A 22890-nucleotide genomic window follows, 5' to 3' on the forward strand; every position below is an offset into this window, starting at 1 on the left:
GGGCGCTGACACGAAGCTCCGCCAGCGCTCGAAATATCCCACAAGCCACTGATCTCTCGGTAATATCCGCAGCACTTGTCCTGCCCGGATTCTGTACACAATGGCACATCGCTTGCTTCGATCGGGGTGAAGAGACGTTGCCGGAGATTTGTCGCCATGAAGGCTGAAATGGGGGCTGAGCAGCCTGAAACGATCGCCGCGATCGTGGCCGCGCATCGCGCGGGCACGCTCACGCCGGCGCAGACGGTCGCACGCACCTATCAGCGCATCCGCGACCACAATGATCCCGCCGTCTTCATCAGCCTGCGCGACGAAAAGGACGCGATCGCCGAGGCCGAGAAGCTCGCCACCAAGGAGACCGCCAGCCTGCGGCTCTATGGCGTGCCGGTGGTGGTGAAGGACAATATCGACGCGCTGGGGTTTCCGACCACCGCGGCGTGCCCGGCCTTCTCGTACATCCCGACACACGATTCGACCGCCGTTGCGCGGCTGCGCGCCGCCGGCGCGATCATCATCGGCAAGACCAATCTCGACCAGTTCGCGACCGGCCTTGTCGGCGTGCGCTCGCCCTACGGCATCCCCAGGAACGCGATCCGCGATGACCTCATTCCCGGCGGATCAAGCTCGGGATCGGCCGCCGCCGTCGGCGCTGGGCTGGTGCCACTGTCGTTAGGTACCGACACCGCCGGCAGCGGCCGCGTGCCGGCGATGCTCAACAACATCGTCGGTCTCAAGCCGAGCCTCGGCATGATTTCGACCGCTGGCCTGGTGCCGGCCTGCCGGACGCTGGACTGTATCTCGGTGTTCGCTTTGACGGTCGACGACGCCGCGCTGGCGCTCTCCGTGATGGCAGGTCCCGATCAGGCCGATCCGTTCTCGCGCGACCGGCCGCTCGGCGCGATCACCCCGCTCCCGGCAAACCTGCGCCTGGGCGTGCCGCGCAGCGGACAGCTGATCTTCTTCGGCGACAAGAAGGCGGAAGCGGCTTACGCCGAGGCGCTGAAGCGCTGGACCGCGCTTGGCGCAACGCTCGTCGAGTTCGACCTCGAGCCGTTCTATGAGACGGCCCGACTGCTCTACGAGGGACCGTGGGTCACGGAGCGCTATCTCGTGATCCGCGACCTGCTGGCATCCGCGCCGGATGCCATCCATCCTGTGACGCGTGAGATCACCGCGGCCGGTGCGCGGTTGACGGCGGCGGACACCTTCTCCGCGCTCTATCGTCTGCAGGGCCTGCGCAAGATCGCCGAACGCACCTTCACCAATATCGACGCGCTGGTGCTGCCGACGGCGCCGACGGCCTATACGACCGCGCAAGTGCTGGCCAATCCGGTCGAGCTCAACAGCCGGCTCGGCACCTATACTAATTTTGTCAATCTGCTCGATCTCTGCGGTCTCGCGCTGCCGGCGGCGATGCGTGCCGACGGCATCCCGTTCGGCATCACGCTCCTTGCTCCCACCGGACACGATGCGCTGCTCGCCAGCATCGGGCGCGTGTTCCATGCCGATACCAAACTGACGCTTGGCGCAAAGGGCGTGGCGCAACCCGCGCTGGCGCCGCTTGCCGCTGATAGCAGCGACGAGATTCCCATCGCCGTAGTCGGCGCGCATCTGTCCGGCATGGTGCTGAACAGCGAGTTGAAAGCGCTGAACGGCCAGCTGATCGAGGCGACCAGGACCGCGGCGGACTACAAGCTCTACGCATTGAAGACCACGCCGCCGAAGCCGGGCATGCTGCGCGTCGAGGCCGGCAAGGGCGCGTCGATCGAGCTGGAGATCTGGTCGCTGTCGTCGTCCGCCTTCGGCAAGTTCGTCAACGCGATTCCCGCGCCGATGGCGATCGGCACCGTGCGGCTGGCGGATGGCCGCAGCGTGAAGGGATTTCTCGTCGAGCCCGAGGTGCTGGGCGAGGCTCGCGACATCACCGCGTATGGCGGCTGGCGGAAGTATATGGCGGAAGCTGCGACAGCGTAGGTCTCGTAGGGCGGGCAAAGCGAAGCGTGCCCACCATCACCGTCAGCTTGGGTAGATGGTGGGCACGGCGCTTTGCGCCTTTGCCCACCCTACGGCACCGTGCGCGCGGCCCTAAACCGACACCGCGTAGATCTCGTACTCCCCGCGCACCAGCTCGATATGCGCACGCATCGCAGCGGCGGCGCCCTGCTTGTCGCCGCGCATGATGGCGACGACGACGCGATCGTGTTCCGCTTGCGACTTGGCGAGACGTCCGAGATTGCGGAACTGGGCGCGGCGGAACGGCTGCACGCGCACGCGCGTCGCCAGCGTGATCTCGGCGATGTAGCCGTTCTGCGATCCCGCATAGATCGCATTGTGGAAGCGCTCGTTGACTTCGTGGAAGCGATCGGGGTTGCCGGCGTAGCTCAACACCCGCAGCTCTTCGTGGATGGCTTCCAGGCCGTGACGCTCGGCGGCTGACATGCGTTCGGCGGCAAGCCCCGCGCACAGCGCTTCCAGCTCCGCCATCGCCTCGAACATGCCCGTCAGCCGCTCGAACGAGGGCTGCGCCACCACCGCGCCGCGATGGGCGCGCGCTTCGACCAGGCCGCTTGCCACGAGCTGGCGCAGTGCTTCCCGCACCGGCGTGCGCGAAACGCTGAAGCGGCGCGCGATGTCGGTCTCGTCAAGCGGCGCGCCAGGCGGCAAAGCTCCGCGCACGATCTCGTCGGCGAGTTGCAGGCGCAGCTCCTCGGCGCGCGTGACCTTGTGCGCTGATGGCGACGCCCGGTCGACACGCGGCACCGCCGGTTCGGCCGGCAGCGCTCCGGGCGGAAGATCGTCAAGCGTCATACGGTCAGGTCTCTTTCGACTCGTCGATGATGCTGACATGGGCGGCGACGACGCGCCAGCCCTCCGGGAACTTTACCCAGGTCTGCATCTGCCGGCCGACCTTGCCCGGCATCGTGTCGCGATAGAACAGGGTGGAGGCGACCGCGGTGTCGCGGCCATAGCTGGTGATCACGGTTTTCGCGGTGCGGCGATTGAGGCCGACCGGCGAGCGCCCGGCACGAAAGCCGGAGATCGCTTCATAGCCGTAGAGGTTCTCGCCGATGCCATAGCGCAGCGTGCGGGGATCGTTGCGGAAGAGCTCGCCGAGCACCGCGACGTCGTTGGTGATCAGGGCCTGCTCATAACGCTCGAACGCGGCTTTGACGTCCGCGATCACGTCGGGAAGATCGATCTCCATCTCAAAATCCTTTTGGGCTGGGCGCGGCGGCGACGCCCATCTTCTCCAACGCGTACGCGACGCGCAGCGCGATGTCCTCGCGCCAGGGCGCGGCGATGATCTGCACGCCGATCGGCAGCGGCTCGAGCGGCACTGGCACGGCGACTACCGGGAGGCCGATGAAGGAGATCGGCTGGGTGTGGATGCCGATATTGGCGCGCACCGGCAGCTCGACGCCGCCAAGATTGAAATTGACCTGGCCAAGCTTCGGCGCGGTGCATGGCGTCGCCGGTGCAATCAGCACGTCGACGGATTTGAAAATCTCCGCGAATTGCGCGCGATACCAGCGGCGGAATTTTTGCGCGCGGTCGACCAGCGGCGCCGGCACCATGGCGCCCGCGATCAGCCGGTCGCGCACGGCGGGATCGAAATCGTTCGGGCGTTTGCGCAGCCGATCGAGATGCAGCGAGGCGCCCTCGGTGGTGGTGATGACGTAGGCCGCCGCGCGGGCGCGCGCGGCTTCGGGCACGTCCACCACGCGCGTTGCGCCCAGCGCCTTGGCGACACGGCTGACGGCTTCGACTGCTTCCGGAAACAAATTGGTCTGGAAGTAGCCGCCGGCGATCGCGATGCGCAGGTCCGAAACCGGATTGGCAAGCAACGGCAGCGTCGGCTCCAGACCACGTGTGGTGGTGCAGGCGGCGTCGTCGGCATCCGGCCCCTGCATGGCGTCATAGGCCAGCGCGAGATCGGTGACGGAGCGCGCGAACGGGCCGAGATGATCAAGGCTCGCGACGAACGGGAACGAACGCGCACGCGAGAGCCGGCCATAAGTCGGCTTCAGGCCGAAGATGCCGCAGAACGAGGACGGCACGCGGATCGAACCATTAGTGTCGGAGCCGAGCGCGATCGGCACCAGCGCGCCGCCCACGGCGCTGCCCGAGCCGCCGGAGGAGCCGCCGCTCATCCGCGTGGTGTCATGCGGATTGCGCGAGGGACCGTCATGGACGTTCTCCCCGGTGAAGTCATAGGCGTATTCGCCCATGTTGAGCGCGCCGACCAGCACGGCGCCGGCCGCTTCCATGCGCTCGATCAGCGTGGCGTCGCGGCTGGCGGGCGCGCGATCGCGGTTGATCTTCGAGCCTGCGCGGGTGGCGAGGCCCGCGACGTCGAACAAATTCTTGACCGCGAAGGGCACGCCGGCCAATGGGCCGACGGTCTTCGCGGCGGCGATATCGGCATCGATCGCGCGCGCTTTGGCGCGGGCGCGATCGGCGGTGACGTCGGTGAACGCATTGAGGATGGTGTCGTGCTGCTTGATGCGCGCAAGCGCGGCTTCGGTGGCATCGAGCGCGGACATCCTGCGGCCGGCAACCGCGCTCGCGATCTCGGAGGCCGTCATCTCTGGCTTGGTCGTCATGGCGGCGTCAGACCGTGAACACGGGCGCCGGCTCGGTCTCGTCCGGCAGCGCGAATTCGTCGACGAGGCGGCCGAGCCGCAGCGAGACCTCAAGATTGGCGCGTATGGACGACCTCCATGCTTCCTCGACGGGCAACGCCAACGCTTTGGTGACAGCGTCGATATAATCGTCCAGCGGTTCGGCCATCACGCTCCCAAACAAGCTCTCAGTGTGCGCCCTGTGTCTGCAGCGGCGGATGCGGGATCGCCGTCAGCAGCTCCTTGGTGTAATCGTCCTGCGGATCGCTCAAGACCCTCTCGGAAGAGCCTTCCTCGACGATTCGACCCGACCGCATGACAATGACACGATCGCACAACAAGCGCACTACGTTCAAATCATGCGAGACGAACAGATAACTCATACCTAGCCGCGCCTTGAGGTCCTGGAGCAGATTGAGGACCACGGCCTGGACCGAAACGTCGAGCGCGGCGGTCGGCTCGTCCAGGATGACGAGTTTCGGGTGCAGGGCGATGGCGCGGGCGATGCCGACGCGGGCCTTCTGGCCGCCCGACAATTGGTGCGGAAAGCGATCCAGCAGATTGTGCGGCAGGCCCACCATGGTGGCGAGCTCCTCGCAGCGAGCGCGGAGCGCGTCGCGCCCCCTGATGTCACCGAGCTGCATGATGGGATCGGCGATGGCGCGCACGGCGGTGAAGCGCGGGTTGAGGCTGTCGGTCGGATCCTGGAACACCATCTGGATGCGGCTGCGCTGCGGCAGACGCGCGAAGCCGGCGGGCGCGATGGCGCCGATGTCCTCGCCGTCGAACTGGATCAGGCCCGAGGTCTGGTCGAGGAGCCGCATCACCATCATCGACGTGGTCGATTTGCCGCAGCCGGACTCGCCGACCAGGCCGACGCTCTCGCCGTGACCGACCGAGAAGCTGATGCCGTCGACGGCGCGGAACACATCCGGCTCCACCGGCGGCTTGCGGCCGAACAGTTTGCCGAGCGTGGCAGTGGCGCCCTGACGGGGATATTCCTTGACGAGCTTGTCGATGAGGAGAAGGGGCGTCTTGCCGGACGGGACGATCGGAGCCAATTCCGCGGATGCTGCGCTCGTGGCGGCGAGTGCTGAGCCTTCCTCCTCCGGCAACAGATCCCGCAGGCTCACGCCGAGGCGCGGCGTCGCGCGCATCAGCTTCTTCGTGTAGGGGTGCTGCGGGTTGGCGAAGATGTCGGCCGCCTTTGCGGTCTCGACCACCCGGCCCTTCTCCATCACCACCACGCGGTCGCAATAGGCGGCGGCGAGGCCGAGGTCATGCGTGATCAGGATGGTGGACATTGCCTTGCGCTTGGTCAGCTCGACGATCAGATCCATCACCGCCTTCTGCGTGGTGACGTCCAATCCGGTCGTCGGCTCGTCCGCGATCAGCAGTTGCGGATTGCAGGCGAGCGCGAGCGCGATGACGACGCGCTGGCACATGCCGCCGGACAATTCGAACGGATAGGCATGATAGCGCTCGCGCGGGCGGGCGATCTTGACCTGCTCCAGCGCCTCGATCGCCTTTTCGCCGCGGTCCGAAACCATGGCCTGCTGCACATGGGTGCGCAGCACGTCCTCGATCTGGTCGCCGACCTTCCGGATCGGGTTGAGCGCGGCGCGCGGGTTCTGGAAGATCATCGAGACTTCGCGACCGCGCAAATCGCGCATCTGGTCTTCGGTCGCGGCCTTGACGTCGATACCCGAGAACATCACCGAGCCTTCGGCGATCCGCCCCGCACGGTCGAGGATGCGCATCACCGCATACGACGTCACCGACTTGCCGGAGCCGGACTCGCCGACGATCGCGAGCGTCTCGCCCTTGGCAACGGAGATGTTGACGTGCTGCACCGCCTTGACGATGCCGCGGCGGGTGGTGAATTCGACGGTGAGGTCCTGGACATCGAGCAGCGGCTGGGCGGTCATGGGCACCTCCCAAACAAAAACATCGAAAACAACCCCATGCACAGTAGAACGGGATTGAAATCATTGGAGAATTTTGAGCGAAAATTCACGCCTAATCCCGCCATCACGTCCTCCGCTGGGGGTCGACGATGTCGCGCAGGCCGTCGCCGAGGAGGTTGAAGCAGAACACGGCGATCATCAGAGCGAGGCCCGGGAATAGCGCGATCCACCATTCGCCTGACACCATGAAGCCGGCGCCTTCGGCGACCATGATGCCCCATTCCGCCGTCGGCGGACGGACGCCGAGGCCGATGAACGAGAGGCCGGCGGCATTGAGGATGGCGTAGCCCATGGTCAGCGACATCTGCACGATCATGATCGGCATGATGTTCGGCAGGATATGCACGAGAAGAATGCGGAACTCGCCGTTGCCGGACAGACGCGCGGCCTGCACGAAGCCGGCATTGCGGCGGACATTGGCTTCGGCGCGCGCGACGCGGGCATAGAGCGGGAAGTTCACGATGGCCGTTGCGAGGATGATGTTCTGCACGGTATTGCCGAGCGCTGCGACGATGCCCATCGCGAGCACGAACAACGGGAACGCCATGATGGTGTCGGCGATGCGGCCGACGATGCGATCGGTCCAGCCGCCGAAATAGCCGGCCGCGATGCCGGCGAGCCCACCCATCAGGAACACCAGCGCGACGGAGGCGACCGCGATGAACGTATCGAGCCGCGTCGCCACCACGACCCGGCTGAAGATGTCGCGGCCTAATTGGTCGGTGCCGAACCAGTGCGCGGCCGAGGGCGGCTTCAGCGACGCCGCGGTGTCGGACGCCAGCGGATCATACGGCACCACATAGGGGCCGAAGATCGCGGCAAGGAGGATCACGATCAGCAGCGCGAAGGCAAAGCCCGTAACCTTGTTCTCGCCAAGCACGTAGCGGGTCTGGTCGAGCAGCGCGACGAACCCTGAGGTCCGCGCGGGACCGACAGGTTCAACAGCAGGCGCAACGGTGCTCATGATTAGCCCTCCAAGCGCACGCGCGGATCGATCACGCCATAGAGAATGTCGATCACGAGATTGAGCAGCACGTACATCACCGCCATGGTCAGCACGAAACCCTGCACCGGCGCGAAGTCCGACGAGATCAGCGCCTCGACCGCATAGGAGCCGATGCCTGGCCAGGCGAACACTTTCTCCACCAGCACGTTGGCGCCGAGCAGGAACGAGAACACCATGCTCAGCGTGGTGATGACCGGAAGCATCGCGTTGCGGAAGGCATAGGTGACGATGACGGTTGCCGGGGACAGGCCGCTGGCGCGCGCGGTGCGCACGAACTCGGACGACAGCACCGCCAGCATCGAGGCGCGCGTCATGCGCGCGATTGGCGCCAGCGAGAAGATCGCAAGCGTCGTCGCCGGCAGGATCAGCTGGCTGCATGCCGAACGGAACGCCTCGAAGTCACGCGCGATCAGGGTGTCGATCAGATAGAAGCCGGTCACCGTCGGCGGCGCGCTGTAGAACACATCTAGTCGACCGAGCGGCGCAGGCGACCAGCCGAGCCGGAAATAGAAGACATAGACCAGCACCAGACCTGTGAAGAACACTGGCAGCGAGACGCCGGCCGTCGTCGTCACGCGACAGAGATGGTCGACCCACGATCCCGGCCGCGTCGCCGCCAGCACGCCGAGAGGGATGGCGATGACGACCGAGACGATGAGGCCGAGCAGCGTCAACTCGGCGGAGGCCGGCAGGCGGTTGCGGATCTCGGCTGCGACCGGCTGGCCCGTCGTGAGCGAATTGCCGAAATCGCCATGGGCGAGATCGTTGGTGTAGCGGAAGAACTGCTCGATCAGCGGCTTGTCGAGGCCGAGTTTTTTCCGGATCTGCTCGACGGCTTCCTTCGTTGCGGCGGGCCCTGCGAAATAGGCGGCGGGATCGCCCGGTAGTGCGCGGGTCAGCAGGAAGGTGACGATGACGACCCCGATCAGCGAGGGAATCGCGAACATCAGGCGCTTGCCGATCATGGTCAGCATGGGGTTGCGCTCCTGCTGCTCTGCGTTTGTGGGCGGGTTCGCGCCACCTGCTCCGCTGCGCCCCCTCTCCCACGCAACCGGGGTCTACCCCCGTTGCGCATTGGTGATTGGCGCAAGCCGGGCAGGCCCGACTTGCGATGGGAGAGGGTTGGGGTGATGGTTAGTCCCAAGCGAGGTCGGAGTTCGTGGCTACCCCTCACCCTGCCCCTCTCCCACAAGGGGAGAGGGAATGAGAGAGCGGTGGCCGCCTCACTCAGAAAGAGAGTCGACGACGCGACCATCTCGCCCGCCATCCCCTCACCCCTTCGCCATCGCGCGATAATCCAGGCGGCGGTGGAACCAGTATTGGTAGCCGCTGATGTTCTTCTGCATCGCGACGTTGACGAAGGGCTGATACAGCGGGATGCGCGGGATGTCGCTGTAGGCGAGGTCGACGAAGCCCTTCACGTCGGCGTCGTAGGTCGCGGTGTCACCGGTCGCGGCAGCATTCCGCGCCCCGTCGATCAGCTTGTCCATCTCCGCCGACTTGTAGCTCATGGTGTTGAAGACGGAATTATTGCCGTGATAGCACCAGTAGAAGAAGTATTCGGGGTAATCGAGCCAGCCCGAGAACACGTTGGTGAAGAGCGGCATCTCCTTCTTGTTCAACTCGGTGCGCCAGTTGGCGCCGGGCACCTTGTTGATGGTGGTCTTGATGCCGATCTGGGCCAGGCTCTCCTGCACCAGCACGCAGAGCGGCTCGTTGACGCCGGCGAAGTTGAGGTCGAACGAGATCGTGGTCTCGAAGCCGTTGGGATAACCGGCTTCAGCCAGCAGCGCCTTCGCCTTGTCCATGTCGGTGTTGAATTTGTGCGGCTGCGGCCAGGCGACTTCGATCGGCTTGTCCTTGGCGGCCCCGAACATGGGATTGGCCAGCCCGAACATCACCGCGTCCATGATCTTCTGATAGGGAATCGCGTAGGCGACCGCCTGACGCACTTTGGGATTGTCGAACGGCGGCTTGGTCACGTTCATGCCGATATACTGGATGCCGTTGGAGAACGGCAGCGACACCACGTTGAGCTTGCCGCTCGCCTTCATCTCCTGGAAATCCTTGAACGGCAGCTCGTAGGAGATGTCGGCGTCGCCACGCTCCAGCAGCGCGCGGCGATTGCCGGCCTGCGGCACCATGCGCCAGATCACGCGCTTGATCTTCGGCAGCGGGCCGCCGACCCAATCGTCGTTGCGCTCCATCACCACTTCGGTGCCGGCGGTCCACTTCGTCACCTTGTAGGCGCCGGAGCCCGCGGTCTGCTGCTTGGTGAATTCGAGACCCCAGGGATCCTTCTCGCTGGCATTCTTCTTCACAAGCTCGGAGTTGATGATGCAGGGCACGATCACCGCGAGATCGGGGATCGTCAGCTTGTCCTTCTTCAGGAAGTCGACACGCACCGTGTAGTCGTCGATCACGACGAACTGCTCGGGCTTCGTCAGCGAGCCCGCGCTCATCTGGAAGGTGGGGAAGCCGCCGACGCTGACGGCGCGGTCGAGCGACCACTTCACGTCCTTGGCGGTGACGGGCGCGCCGTCGTGGAATTTGGCGTTCTTCTTCAGCTTGAAGGTGACCGACATATCGTCGATCTTGAACTCCTCGGCGAGTTCGCCCTTGTATTTGTCGCGGTCGTAATAGGGCACCCCGCCGGGGCCGGTCTTCATCTCGTGGCTGAGCAGGCGGTCGTAGCAATTCCAGGACACCTCATAGCCGGGCACGTTGGTGCCGACGCCGTGGATGTCGAGATTGTTGGGGCCGCCTTCCGAGACGATCAGCAGCGTCTCCGAGCGCGCATCGGCCATCGCCGACGAGATCACGGAGGGCATGGCCGGAAGCGCCGCGCCTGCGGCCAATCCGGAAACGGACTTGAGGAAATCGCGGCGCTTCATGAAATGGCTCCAACACAAAGTTTTCTGGTTGGAACTGGATTCGCAAGGTTCGTGCCAAGGCTTAATGAGAGTTTAAAACAACATAAGCCACTGATATAACCGCGAAAAATGGCCATTGCTTCGATTGTCGATCAGAAGCCGATCTCCAGCGCGTTGCATACAAAGAAGCAGATTTGCATATAAAATGGGCTTTCTGGAACGCTCGCTCATTGCGTGGGCGCATCTCGTCCCAAGTCACTCGGCTACTGATCCGCGGCAATTACCCCGGCCAGATCAGCTCCTGGAGCTCGACCAGATCGTCGGCCTGGTCCTGCCAACCCTCGATGCAGATGTGGTTATTGAGGTCGCTGGCGCGATGCAGCAGCATCAGGACCATCAGGCGGCGCTTGAGTGAATAATCGAGCTTCGCATAGCCGAAACCTTCGAGCAGGCTGCGTACCCTCCCCGGCCGGCCCGCTGCCATGAAGGCGCTGGGGCCGAGCAGATCGTAGTCGCGCCATCCCGCCAGCACGTCGCCGAAGTCGAACAGGCCGGCGAGCGACCATTGATCATTATGGCAGGCGAGCAGGAAGTTCTCCGGAATGTATTCGCCGATCAAGATCACCGGCGGCGCATCGATGGGAATGAGCGCGGCCGCGTCACGCAGGAGATCGTCGAGGCCGGCGAGGAATTTTGGCGCCAGGCCGAGACGCGTGTGCCGCGCCTTGCAGCCCTGCATCTGGGCCCGCATGAAGTCGGCCCAGCGCGGCTCGATCTGCGCGAGCGGACCGAGCGGCGCGCGCTGCACGGTGGCGATGGTCTCGCCGATCTGGCGCAGCACGCGCTCCCTCTGCGCTTCCGCCAACGACGGCCAGACCTCCGAACCGAGCGTGCCGGCAAGGCGTGTGATTGCGAGATAAGGCCAGCCGTCGCGCTCGCCTTCCGCGACGATCTCGGGGATCGGCAAATGGAGGCGGCCGGCAAGCTGGGTCAGCGAGCCGTGCTCGGAGACGAATTGCGCGCGGAGCAGCGGCGGGAAGATTTTCAGGATCAGGTGATCGCCGAAGCCGACGACGAGATTGGTGCCGGTGGCAAACACGTGCGGCGCGCTGACATCGAGACCGTGGCTGCGGGCGATGTCGATGGCGATCGGCAGCCATCGCGGAGGGTCGGCGCGAAAGGCGCGAAAGGCAGCAGCGTCGGTGAAAGTCGGCAAGATTTGCGATGGAACGCTGGTCATGCGCGCCCGATCAGGCAAGCAGGTTTGGTTGATTTGATGCGCGCCAAGCAGACGGTGCACCTTTCCCGCTTGCGGGGGAGGTCGGCGCGAAGCGCCGGGTGGGGGTTCTCTCCTCTAGGGGATTGTCCCTTTGCGGAAAGACCCTCTTTCCAACCCTCTCCCGCAAGCGGGAGAGGGAGCGCACTTCCTTCGCGGTTAAAGAGAGGTCCAATCTGAGAACTCTACCGATCCGGGCTGGCGCGCTCGAACTGGCGCAGGATCTTGTTGCCGCGCTCGACGGCGGCATCGAGCGCGGCTTGCGCGCTCTTGCGGCCGGCAAAGGCCTGCTCCAGCTCGTCCTCGATCGCGCCGCGGATCAGCACGAAGGAGCCGAGCCGGATGCCCTTCGAATTCTCCGTCGGCGGATGCAGCGTGATCTCCTCGAACGACATCGCCGAGCCCGGATTGCGCTCGTAAAACCCTTGCGCGCGCGTCAGCTCGAAGGCGGCGCGGGTGACAGGCAGATAGCCGGTGTTCTGGTGCCAGGCGGCCTGCACGCCGGGCTGCGACAGATAGGCGAAGAATCGCGCCACGCCCTTGTATTCCTCGCGCGGGCGGTCGCGCAGCACCCACAGCGTGGCGCCGCCGATGATCGAATTCTGCGGCGCGCCCTTCACGTCGGGCCAATACGGCATCATGCCGTAGCCGATCTCGAACTTCGAGTTCGCCTTGATGTCGGCGCGCGTCGCCGAGGAGCCGATGAAGATGCCGCATTCGCCGTTCTGGAAGCGCGGCTCGGCCGACTGGCCGCGGCCGCTATAGTCGAACACCTTCGTCTTCTGCCACTCGCTGAGCTCGGCGACGTGACGCACGAGAGACGGATTGTTGATGGTCAACTCGGCATCGAGCGCGGCAAAGCCGTTGGTCCGCGTCGCCAGCGGCAGATTGTGAAACGCTGAAAAATTCTCGACATGGATCCAGGACGGCCAGGACGTGGTGAAGCCGCACGCCGCGCCGCGATCGCGCAGGCGTTTAGCGGCAGCACCGAGCTCCGGCCAGGTCTTCGGCGGCGCCTCCGGATCGAGCCCTGCGTCGCGGAACATGGTCTTGTTGTAATAGAGAATCGGCGTCGACGAATTGAACGGGAAGGACAAGAGATTGCCGGCCGCATCGGTGTAGTAGCCGGAGACCGCGGGAAGATAGTCATTGAGCGAGAACGGCTCGTTCATGTCCCGCATCAGGCTGAACACGGGATAGATCGCGCCCTTGGCCGCGGTCATGGTGGCGGTGGCGACCTCGTTGACCTGGACGATCGCGGGCTGGCTGCGCGAGCGGAAGGCGAAGATCGCGGCCGTCACCGTCTCGGTGTAACTGCCCTTGTAAGTCGGCACGACGCGATAGTCCGGCTGCGAGGCGTTGAAGTCGGAGGCGAGCTTCTCGAGCTGGCGGCCGAGTTCGCCGGACATGGCGTGCCACCACGCGATGTCGGTCGCGGCCCGCACCGGCGCGGCCAAGGAAAGGGCCGCAAGGGCGGCGATGACCTGCAAGAAGCGCAATGCTGAAATCACGATGGCTCTTTCCGTATCGCGCGACGACGGCGACCGTCCCTGCTTAAGGCGCGGCATTTGCGGTTTCAACCGGGAATGAGCGCCGGCCGCGCCGCACAATCCCGCCGAAGCCCCGGGCGGGATGGCCTTCCCCCGACCATCTGCTAGATTGCATTGAACCTTTTGCTCCCGCCATAGACTCCACCACTGAGGGGTTGAGTGTGCCAGTGTTGAACCGTGCCGAACGCTCGCGGACCGGGGTGATTTTCGTCGCGCTTCTGATCGCCATCTGCGCGACGGGGGCCGCTGCGCGGGAATTCCGCGCCGCCGACACCCAGACCGAGGATTATCCGACCGTGCAGGCGCTGCGCTACATGGGCGCCCTGATCGCCGAGCGCAGCGGCGGCCGGCACGAGGTCAAGGTGTTCCACTCCCGCCAGCTCGGCGAGGAGAAGGAGACCATCGAGCAGACCCGGGTCGGCGCGATCGATCTCAACCGGACCAATGTGGCGCTGATCGGCAACTTCGTCCCGGCGATGAACGTGCTGGCGATGCCGTTCCTGTTCCGGTCCATCGAGCACATGCAGAAGGTGCTGGACGGGCCGATCGGCGGCGAGATCCTCGGCAGCTTCGAGCCCTATGGCTTCGTTGGCCTCGCCTTCTACGATTCCGGCGCGCGGTCGATCTACAACGGCGCCCGCCCGGTCAGAAACGTCGCGGACCTCAAGGGATTGCGGATCCGGGTGCAGCAGTCGGAGTTGATGAGCCAGATGATCCGCGCGCTCGGCGCGGAGCCGGTCGAGATGCCCTATGGACAGGTGCTTGCCGGGCTTGCCAACCATCTGATCGACGGCGCCGAGAACAACTGGCCCTCCTACGTGACGACGGACCATTACAAGCATGCCGGCTATCTCGCGCTCACCGAGCACACGATGAGCCCCGAAGTGCTGGTGATCTCGCTGAAGGCGTGGAAAAGCCTGTCGGCCGACGACCAGACCATCTTCCGGGAAGCCGCGCAGCGCTCCAGCCGATTCATGCGCGAGAAATGGCGCGACCTCGAGGAGCAGTCGCAGCGCAAGGCGGAAGAAGCGGGCGTCACCATCGTCAGGGATATCGACCGCAAGCCGTTCGAGGACGCGATGGTCGCGATCTACACCAAGGCCGGGCAAGATCCGGCCGCGGCCGTGCTGATCGAACGCATTCGCAAGGTGGAGTGAGGCCTCTTGCCCGGGCTTGGACACAGCGAGCATGCAGACAGGTCGCCCGGCCCGATGGGGCGGCTGCGCGCGCGGCTGGTCGGCGTGCTCCGGGCGGTGCCGATCCGCTGGCGCATCCTGTCGATCGCGGCGCTGAACTCTGCCGTGGTCATCGTGCTGGTCGGGCTGATCTGGAACGGCTCGCAGGTGCTCGGCTCGGCCTGGGAGGACGTGCGCCAGGTGCGCGAATCCGACCGGATTCTGGCGCTGCTCGAAAGCGAGACCGGGCGGCTGCACAATCTGATCCACCGCTACATCAACCAGCCGAGCCCCGACCTGTTCGCCGAGATCCTGCTGCTGCGCGAGGCGGTGCTGGGGACGCTGACCAACCGCGCAGCCAAGGACCCGATGCTGTCGGGCTCGGTCGAGGAGCTGGAGCGCACCACCGACCGCTTCCTCAACGGCTTCGGCGAGCTGCGCGGCGTGCAGGCCACCATCGCGAAGACCTATGAGGATCAGGTGCAGGGACCGGCCAGGGACATGGCCGGGCTTTACTCCATCATCGAAGGCGCCACCGGCCACCGCGACGCGCTGATCTGGCCTTCGCTGGGCAAGTCGCGCGAAGCCTTCACCGCGATGCTGGTCGCGGCCAATTCCTACTATCTCTCGCTGTCATCGGGTGCGGCCGACGACGCCCGCCGCAATACCGAAACCATCGAGAAGACCATCCCCGTGATGATCGATCTCGCCGACAACGACCTCCAGCGCATGGCGCTGCGGCGGCTGGCGGCCCGGACCGCCGCGCTGCGCGAGGGCTTCGCAAAGCTCTCCGAGCAGCTCACGAACCGTACCGAACTGCTGCGCAACACCATCGACGCCAACCAGGCCGAGGCCATCGGCGCCATCGACGATCTCTCCACCAAGATGCGCCAGCGCGAGCAGAAGGCGCAGGAGACGTTCGACCGCACGCTGGCGGACATTTCCCGCCGCGTTCTTTCCATCGCCGTGATCTTCCTCGGCATCATCCTCACCGCCGGCGTGCTGATCGCGCTGTCGATCCGGCTGCCGCTGCAGCAGATCATGGCGGCGATGCGCGCGATCACGCTCGGCGACCTCGGCCGCGAGGTGCAGGGCACGCGTGCACGTGACGAGGTCGGCGCCATGGCGCGCGCGGTGGAAGTGTTCCGCGAAAACGCCATCGCAAAGCGCCAGACCGAGGACGAGCTGCGCGCGTCCAAGGAGAAGGCCGAGAGCGCGCTGCTCGAGCTCAACGCCGCGCAGCAGAATCTGATCGATGCCGAGAGGCTCGCAGCCCTCGGCGGCCTCGTCGCCGGTGTCGCGCACGAGGTCAACAATCCGATCGGGATCAGCCTCACCGTTGCGTCGAGCTTTGCCCGGCGCACCGAGATCTTCGAGGCCCAGCTCAAGGGCGACGGCGGCCTACGCCGCTCGCAGCTGGAAGAATTCGTGCAGTCCTCGCGCGACGCCTCGCAGCAGCTCGTCGCCAATCTCCAGCGCGCCGGCGAACTGATCCAGTCTTTCAAGCAGGTCGCGGTCGACCGCTCCCATGCCGAGCGGCGGCAGTTCTCACTGAGCGAAGCCACCGACCAGATCATCGCGAGCCTGCGCCCGGTGCTGAAGCGGTCGCCGATCACGCTCCATGTCGACATGCCCGAGGGGCTGCTGCTCGACGGCTATCCCGGCTCCTACGGCCAGATCCTGACCAATTTGTTCCTCAACGCCGCCAACCACGCCTTTGCCGACGGCCGCGCCGGCACGATCACGATCTCGGCGCGGCCCCGCGGGGCCGACGACGTCGAGATCATCTTCACCGATGACGGGGCCGGCATGACCTCCGACGTGCAGCGCCAGGCCTTTGACCCATTCTTTACCACCAGGCGCAATGAAGGTGGCACGGGACTCGGCCTCCATATCGTCTATAACCTCGTCACCCAGCAGCTCGGCGGTCGCATGATGCTGGAATCCAAGCTGGGACAAGGCACTACATTTCGCATTATCATGCCCCGGGTCGCCAGGGGCGGCGGGCAAAGCACAGAGACTGACGGGACTTCTCAATGGCCGAACAGGACGATGTCCTCCACCTGATCGACGACACCGGTACCGCATCGGAGGATGTTGACGCCCGGAAATGGAAGATCGCCGTCATCGACGACGATCCGGCCGTGCATGACGGCACGCGTTTTGCGCTCTCGGACTATTCCCTCAACGGCCAGGGCCTGGAGATCCTCTCCGCCCATTCCGCGGCCGAAGGTCGCAAGCTGATGGCGGCGCACAACGACATCGCCGCCGTGTTGCTCGACGTCATCATGGAGACGGACGTCGCCGGCCTTGAGCTGGTCGAGTACATCCGCAACGAGCTCAAGAACGAGACCGTGCGCATCATCCTGCGCACCGGACAGCCCGGCCAGGCGCCCGAGCGGCGCGTAATCGTCCAGTACGATATCAACGACTACAAGGCCAAGACCGAGCTCACCGCCGACAAGCTGTTCACCTCGCTGACCGCGGCGCTGCGCTCTTACCAGCAGCTCGAGCGCATGCTGCAGACAAGGCGCGGGCTCGAGATCATCATCGACGCCGCCTCGACGCTGTACGACTTCAAGTCGATGCAGCGGCTCGCCGAGGGCGTGCTGACCCAGCTCGCCTCGCTGCTCAACGTCGATTGCGCCGGCATACTGGTCTTGCGCGACAATGGCGGCCTCGACCCCGAGCTCTCGGTGCTCGCCGGCAGCGGCTGCTACAGCCGCTTCATCGGCACGACCTCGTCGAAGGCGCTCGACCCCGATCTGCGCGCGATGGTGGAAGCCGCGTTCCAGGGCCGCAAGAACGAATTCGCGGACCACCGCAGCGTCATCTATTTGCGCACCGGAAGCGGGCGCGAGGTCGTGGTGCTGCTGCAGGCCGAGCGCGAGCTGTCCGAGACCGACCGCTCGCTGGTCGAGATCTTCTCCAGCCGGCTCTCGATCGCCTTCGACAACGTCATCCTCTACCAGCAGCTGCAGGCTGCCAACACCCAGCTGGAAGACCGCGTCGCCCAGCGCACCCGCGCGCTGATGCAGGCCAACCGCCGCCTCTCAGCGCAATGGCTGCGGCTGCAGCGCGCCAACGGCTTCAAGAACGAGATCCTCGGCACCGTTGCCCACGATCTCAAGAACCCGCTCGGCGTCATCCTCGGCCGCACCGAGATGCTGAAGGAGCTGATCTCGACCGGCGCGTCGTCAGGCGGCGTGGTCGCCCAGGTCGATCACATCCGCGATGCGACCAAGCGCCTGACCTCGATGGTCGATCATCTGATCTCGGACGCGATGGCCGATGCCTTCGACATCACCATCCGCCGCGAGCCGGTTGACGTCGCGGCCCTGGTCAAGGAAGTCGCCGAGGCCAACCAGCCGCTCGCCATCAACAAGCAGCAGGCGATCAGCGTCACCGCACCCGTCAACATCGTCACCATGTGCGACACCGACCGGATCCGCGAGGCGATCGACAACCTCATCAGCAACGCCATCAAATACTCGCCGATCGGCGGCAAGATCGGCGTCATCGTGAGCCATGAAGGCGGCGACACAATCATCCGCGTCAGCGACGAGGGCGCGGGCCTGTCGCCGGAGGATCTCGGCCGCCTGTTCGGCCGGTTCCAGCGGCTGTCGGCGAAACCGACCGCCGGCGAGAGCTCGACCGGGCTTGGGTTGTCCATCGTCAAGCGTATTATCGACATGCACGGCGGCGAGGTGACCGCCGAGAGCGAGGGCCCCGGCAAGGGCTCGACCTTCACCATCACCCTCCCCGCGACCGAAATCCCGTGATCTCAGCACCATGACCCAAAGCCAGCACATCATGATCGTCGACGACGAGGCCCCGGCCCGGGAGATGGTCGGCGATTACCTCAAGATGCACGGCTTCACCGTGACGCTGTGCGACGGCGGCAAGTCGTTGCGCACGGCGATCGACGGCAGCATGCCCGACCTCGTCGTGCTCGACCTCAACATGCCGGAGGAAGACGGGCTCTCGATCATCCGCGACCTCAAGAGCCGCATCAACGTGCCGGTGATCATGCTGACGGCGACGGCGAGCCCGATCGACCGCGTCGTCGGCCTCGAGCTCGGCGCCGACGATTACGTGGCCAAGCCGTGCGAGCTGCGTGAGCTGATGGCGCGCATCCGCTCGGTGCTGCGCCGGAGCGCGCCGGCGAAAGCCGTGGCGGAAACGGCGGCTGCGAAATCGGACAAGGAGCAATTGGTACGGTTCGGGACGAAGTGGCTCGATCTCGAAGCTCAGGCCTTGCGCGACGACGAGGGCAACGAGCACCCGCTGACCGCATCCGAGTTCGGGCTCTTGAAGGTGTTCGCGGCCAATCCAAAGCGCGTGCTGTCGCGCGAGCGCCTGCTGGAATTGGCCAACGCGCGCGACGCCGAAGCCTTCGATCGCGCCGTCGACCTGCGCATCATGCGCATCCGCCGCAAGATCGAGCCCGATCCGGCAAAACCCGCCGTGATCCGCACCATCCGCGGCGGCGGCTATCTGTTCTCGCCGGCGGGCGAGAAGGCGTAGATCACGCACCACCCACGGTGTCGTCCCGGCGAAGGCCGGGACCCATACCGCGTGATGCATCGTGGGCGCAGGTTCTAGTACGGTGGGAAGACCTCTCCACTGCCAGCCTTCGTCAAACTTCTCCCTCGGGTTATGGGTCCCGGCCTTCGCCGGGACGACAGCTGGGATTGAGGCGACATCGAACGCAAAGGCCCGAAATACGTTCCCGGCGCCTCCGTCCGCCTCCATTCACCACCCCCGTATTTTCCGTACATTGAAATTCCACGCTTTTTTGCCCCGAATGTTTCGTCGCGGCTAATCCGACGAAACAATTTGATGGCGCACGAAACCATTTTCCCCTTTTCGTGCAGACGTCCCGAAACGTTGGCTCATTAACACTTTGGTCCAAGGAAACGCCGCTCGGTTGCGGCGCTACGGGGAGCCAAGTCAATGCCGAACGTCATCGCCATCAACGCCCAAGCCAGCCAGAGCATCATTGCCGCTCAGGCGACCTCGGACGACATGCTTCTCGAAAGCATTGCCGACGGCAACCGGACGTCCATGCACATCCTTTATTGCCGTCACAATGTGCGCGTCTACCGCTTTATCCTGCGGATCGTGCGCGACGCCACCACGGCGGAAGACCTCGTCAGCCAGGTGTTTCTGGACGTGTGGCGGACCGCCGGCCAATTCCAGGGCCGCTCGCAGGTTTCGACCTGGCTGCTCTCGATCGCCCGCTTCAAGGCGCTGACCGCGATGCGCCAGCGTCGCTTCGAGGACATCGACCAGGAAGACGTGCGCCAGATCGCCGACGGTTGCGACACGCCGGAGACCTCGCTCGACCGCAGCGACACCAGCGCCATCCTGCGTGCCTGCGTTCAGAAGCTGTCACCCGCGCATCGCGAAATCATCACCCTCGTCTACTACCATGAGAAGTCGGTGGAGGAGGTCGGACAGATCATCGGCATCCCGCAGAGCACGGTGAAGACCCGGATGTTCTACGCCCGCAAGCAACTCGCCGAATTGCTTAAGGGCTGCGGCGTCGAGCGCTTCGCCGCCTGAAGTTCAGATATTTCAAGGGGATAGGCCGTTGGTTTTGGCCTAACTCCGGACACGGAAGTGTTACCGCCGACGAAACAATTGAAACAAAGCACAACATCAGGCGGAAAAACTTCCCTCCTATAAAACTCACATACGGTTTCGTTAAACCTCCCAAGACCTCCAACGACCCGGACGGGATGCCCCCCCTCCGGGTCGTTTTGTATTTGGGCTTGGTTCAGGTGCCGGACTTATGGTTCGAGACGCCCGCTGCAGCACTCCCGTCACGAAGGCGTGACGCGGGGTAACGACTGCCTCTCTCATCCCGAACAGCCCTCGTGACCCCATTCACGAGTGCCCCGATGCTCGAACTCACCTTCGCCGTCCTCGCCGGCATCCTCACCATCGCCGCGCCGTGCACGCTGCCGATGCTGCCGATCCTGCTCGGGGCCTCGATCGGCCGCAGCTCGCATCTGCGCCCCGCGATGATCGCGCTCGGCTTCGTCATCTCGTTCTCTGCGACCGCGCTGTTGCTCGGCGCCATCACGCGGCTGTTTAATTTCGATCCGAACGTGCTGCGCGAAGTGGCATCGATCCTGCTGCTCGGCTTCGGCCTCTTGATGCTGTGGCCGGCGCCGTTCGAATGGCTGTCGATCCGGCTCAACGGCTGGCTCGATCTCGGCAACTCCGGCGCCACGCAGCGCGAGGGCGCGCTCGGCGGGCTCGTGCTCGGCACCACGCTTGGCCTGGTCTGGACGCCCTGCGCCGGCCCGGTGCTCGGCTCGATCCTGACTCTGGTCGCGACCACTGAGAACGCGACCTGGGCCGGTACGCTGCTGATCGCCTACGCCATCGGTGCGGCCATTCCCATGCTGGCGATCGCCTATGGCGGGCAGGCCGCCACCACGCGGGTGCGCAGTCTCGCGCGGATCTCGCCGCGGCTGCAGCAGGGCTTTGGCGTTGTCGTGATCGGTTTCGCGCTCGCCGCTTATTTCCAATACGACACGCTGATCGTGGCGTGGCTCACCGGCTTCTATCCCACCGGCCAGATCGGCCTGTGATCATCCCTCATCTTCACCGGAGGACTTGTCCATGACTTTCAAACTGCTCGCCGTCTCCGCCGCACTGGTCGGCATCGCCGTAACCGGCGCCGTCATCCCCGGCATCTGCGACGAGGCCGCGCGCGCCGTCCCTGTCGTGACAGCGGCCGCCAGCCAGGACACCGCGCCTGACTTCGTCGGCATCAACAACTGGTTCAACTCGAAACCGCTGAACATTGCCGATCTCCGCGGCAAGGTCGTGCTGGTTGATTTCTGGACCTATGGCTGCGTCAACTGCGTCAACACGCTGCCGCACGTCACCGACCTCTATGCCAAGTACAAGGACAAGGGCCTCGTCGTGGTCGGCGTGCACACACCGGAATTCCCGTTCGAGCGCTCGGCCTCCAACGTCCAGGCGGCGCTGAAGCGCCACGGCATCACCTATCCGGTGGCACAGGACAATGATTCCAGGACCTGGAACGCGTACCGCAACCGATATTGGCCGGCGCAATACATCATCGACCAGAACGGCAAGATCGTGTTCCAGCACGAGGGCGAAGGCCGCTATGACGAGATCGACCGCACCGTGGCAAAGCTGCTGAACGCCAATAGCTGACGCCGGATTGGCGCGCCACGCCCTTGTTGCTTGACTCCACGGACCGGTCCGTGGAGTTTCGCGGGCCACGTAATCAGCCGCCCGCGATGGACGACGTCACCAGCAGCACCGACATTCGCCTTCGTGAAGGCGCCTCGATCGCGCAGCGGCTGGTCATGTCCGGCTTTGCGGCCGCCGTTGCGCTATGCTTCACGCCGGGCCTGTTCACGCACGACACTCTGGAGGTCATCATCTCCGTGGTCGCGCTGCTGGTGGGAGCGGCGTTCGTCGCTATCATCATGCTGGCGCCGGCGGTGGTGTGGATCATCACGCCGGATGAGATCCTGATCGGGGAGCAGCGTCCGTTCGGAAAACTTCGGACGCGGGTCGTTGCCAAGGACGACATCAGGGGATTGCAGGTTCCCGGCAGCAAGAGGGCGAAAGCCCGCTTCCAGCTCGCCTTCACCTTGGCCTCCGGTGAGCGCCTGACATCGCCGCCGATCGCCGATGTCACCCACGTGCACGACACGGTGGCGCGGATCGCCGCGCAATTCGACGTTCCCGACGTCGAATCTCCCGTCAATCCGCTCGATGCCAGCAATCCCGAGATGCGTCTCGGCGACCCGCTCGAGCCGTTCTCGAAGAGAGACATCAGGATCGTCGCACTGATCGTCGTCGCATTGTGCGCCGTTCCCTACGCCTACAGGCTCTGGCGTGGCCTGTCGCCCGGGCCGGTCGACATCATGCTGCTGCCGGTCGGCGCGATCGCCGCTTTCGGGGTGTCCCGTTATGCCAATCTTGTGACCGGCGCCTTCTGGATCATCCGGCAAGGTGATATCCGCGTCGAACGCCTGTGGGGCGACGGCACGTTGCGCGCCGACCACATCGAAGGGCGCGACGTCAAGACGATCACGGTCGAGCGCCGCGGCCGGTCCGAGGACGAGCACTGTATCGTGGTGATCCGATTGCAGTCGGGACGGCGGTTTCGCAGCCCTCGCATCGGGTCGAGGCCTGAGGCCCGGGCCGTAGGTGCCGAAATCGTCCGGCGGCTCGGGATCGCGGCTGAGAATAACCAGATCTGATATCGCGTCGCTTCCACATCGTCACGGCCGGGCTTGTCCCGGCCATCCACGTCTTTACCCATAGCGCCAAGAACGTGCAGGCCCGGGACAAGCCCGGGCATGACGGCGTTTGTGAATGCAAATTTGGTCGCCCCGCCCCAAGCGAGGCCGTGGCTACTGC

General features: G+C 65.0%; 19 protein-coding genes. 9 read left to right on the forward strand and 10 right to left on the reverse strand.

Annotation, left to right across the window (positions count from 1 at the left end; translation table 11 throughout):
- Window positions 1-156 precede the first annotated feature (156 nt).
- Complete coding sequence (gene atzF / locus N551_RS0104480) at window positions 157-1974, forward strand: allophanate hydrolase (RefSeq protein ID WP_035961053.1); 1818 nt, start codon at window positions 157-159, stop codon at window positions 1972-1974.
- Window positions 1975-2085: 111 nt separating this feature from the next.
- Here atzF and N551_RS0104485 read toward each other — a convergent pair whose 3' ends face one another.
- The 10 genes from N551_RS0104485 to ugpB all read right to left on the reverse strand — a co-directional run bounded on the left by N551_RS0104485 (window position 2086) and on the right by ugpB (window position 13312).
- Entirely contained in the window at window positions 2086-2808 is a 723-nt protein-coding gene (locus tag N551_RS0104485) for a GntR family transcriptional regulator (protein ID WP_027565933.1), read from the reverse strand.
- Between the two features lie 4 nt (window positions 2809-2812).
- Window positions 2813-3205 carry an oxalurate catabolism protein HpxZ gene (gene hpxZ / locus N551_RS0104490; protein WP_007615793.1) on the reverse strand — a complete coding sequence of 131 codons (393 nt, stop codon included), beginning with the start codon at window positions 3203-3205 and terminating at the stop codon, window positions 2813-2815.
- 1 nt (window position 3206) lies between these two features.
- On the reverse strand, window positions 3207-4604 hold the full coding sequence (locus tag N551_RS0104495; protein ID WP_027565934.1) for an AtzE family amidohydrolase: 1398 nt from the start codon (window positions 4602-4604) through the stop codon (window positions 3207-3209).
- 7 nt (window positions 4605-4611) lie between these two features.
- Window positions 4612-4791, reverse strand: a complete 180-nt coding sequence (locus N551_RS0104500) for a DUF4089 domain-containing protein (RefSeq protein WP_007615797.1) — start codon at window positions 4789-4791, stop codon at window positions 4612-4614.
- A gap of 19 nt (window positions 4792-4810) precedes the next feature.
- Entirely contained in the window at window positions 4811-6550 is a 1740-nt protein-coding gene (locus N551_RS0104505; protein ID WP_027565935.1) for an ABC transporter ATP-binding protein, read from the reverse strand.
- A 103-nt stretch (window positions 6551-6653) separates the two neighbouring features.
- Entirely contained in the window at window positions 6654-7553 is a 900-nt protein-coding gene (locus N551_RS0104510; RefSeq protein ID WP_027565936.1) for an ABC transporter permease, read from the reverse strand.
- Between the two features lie 2 nt (window positions 7554-7555).
- Complete coding sequence (locus N551_RS0104515; protein ID WP_018456013.1) at window positions 7556-8569, reverse strand: ABC transporter permease; 1014 nt, start codon at window positions 8567-8569, stop codon at window positions 7556-7558.
- 297 nt (window positions 8570-8866) lie between these two features.
- The gene (locus N551_RS0104520; protein ID WP_027565937.1) at window positions 8867-10489 is read right to left on the reverse strand and encodes an ABC transporter substrate-binding protein; all 1623 of its coding nucleotides are present in this window, start codon (window positions 10487-10489) and stop codon (window positions 8867-8869) included.
- A 259-nt stretch (window positions 10490-10748) separates the two neighbouring features.
- Window positions 10749-11708, reverse strand: coding sequence for a phosphotransferase (locus tag N551_RS0104525; protein ID WP_027565938.1), 960 nt, complete (start codon window positions 11706-11708; stop codon window positions 10749-10751).
- Window positions 11709-11929: 221 nt separating this feature from the next.
- Complete coding sequence (gene ugpB / locus N551_RS0104530; protein ID WP_051462636.1) at window positions 11930-13312, reverse strand: sn-glycerol-3-phosphate ABC transporter substrate-binding protein UgpB; 1383 nt, start codon at window positions 13310-13312, stop codon at window positions 11930-11932.
- A gap of 143 nt (window positions 13313-13455) precedes the next feature.
- Between ugpB and N551_RS0104535 the strand changes: the two genes are divergently transcribed.
- The 8 genes from N551_RS0104535 to N551_RS0104570 all read left to right on the forward strand — a co-directional run bounded on the left by N551_RS0104535 (window position 13456) and on the right by N551_RS0104570 (window position 22730).
- Entirely contained in the window at window positions 13456-14451 is a 996-nt protein-coding gene (locus tag N551_RS0104535; RefSeq protein WP_027565940.1) for a TRAP transporter substrate-binding protein, read from the forward strand.
- 54 nt (window positions 14452-14505) lie between these two features.
- Window positions 14506-16536, forward strand: a complete 2031-nt coding sequence (locus N551_RS0104540) for an ATP-binding protein (RefSeq protein ID WP_027514477.1) — start codon at window positions 14506-14508, stop codon at window positions 16534-16536.
- Window positions 16506-18251, forward strand: coding sequence for a DUF3369 domain-containing protein (locus N551_RS0104545; protein WP_027565941.1), 1746 nt, complete (start codon window positions 16506-16508; stop codon window positions 18249-18251). Before N551_RS0104540 ends, N551_RS0104545 begins: the two co-directional genes overlap by 31 nt.
- 10 nt (window positions 18252-18261) lie before the next feature.
- Window positions 18262-18996, forward strand: coding sequence for a response regulator (locus N551_RS0104550; protein WP_007597984.1), 735 nt, complete (start codon window positions 18262-18264; stop codon window positions 18994-18996).
- Between the two features lie 429 nt (window positions 18997-19425).
- Window positions 19426-20037, forward strand: a complete 612-nt coding sequence (locus tag N551_RS0104555; RefSeq protein ID WP_018456005.1) for a sigma-70 family RNA polymerase sigma factor — start codon at window positions 19426-19428, stop codon at window positions 20035-20037.
- A 338-nt stretch (window positions 20038-20375) separates the two neighbouring features.
- The gene (locus N551_RS0104560; protein WP_027565942.1) at window positions 20376-21074 is read left to right on the forward strand and encodes a cytochrome c biogenesis CcdA family protein; all 699 of its coding nucleotides are present in this window, start codon (window positions 20376-20378) and stop codon (window positions 21072-21074) included.
- 31 nt (window positions 21075-21105) lie between these two features.
- The gene (locus N551_RS0104565) at window positions 21106-21669 is read left to right on the forward strand and encodes a thioredoxin family protein (protein ID WP_027565943.1); all 564 of its coding nucleotides are present in this window, start codon (window positions 21106-21108) and stop codon (window positions 21667-21669) included.
- An 86-nt stretch (window positions 21670-21755) separates the two neighbouring features.
- Window positions 21756-22730 (forward strand): hypothetical protein, encoded by a 975-nt coding sequence (locus tag N551_RS0104570; RefSeq protein ID WP_027565944.1) that lies wholly within the window; start codon window positions 21756-21758, stop codon window positions 22728-22730.
- The last annotated feature ends 160 nt before the right edge of the window (window positions 22731-22890 follow it).

Origin of the sequence: Bradyrhizobium sp. URHA0013, from assembly GCF_000518345.1 — a bacterium.
Classification (GTDB): domain Bacteria; phylum Pseudomonadota; class Alphaproteobacteria; order Rhizobiales; family Xanthobacteraceae; genus Bradyrhizobium.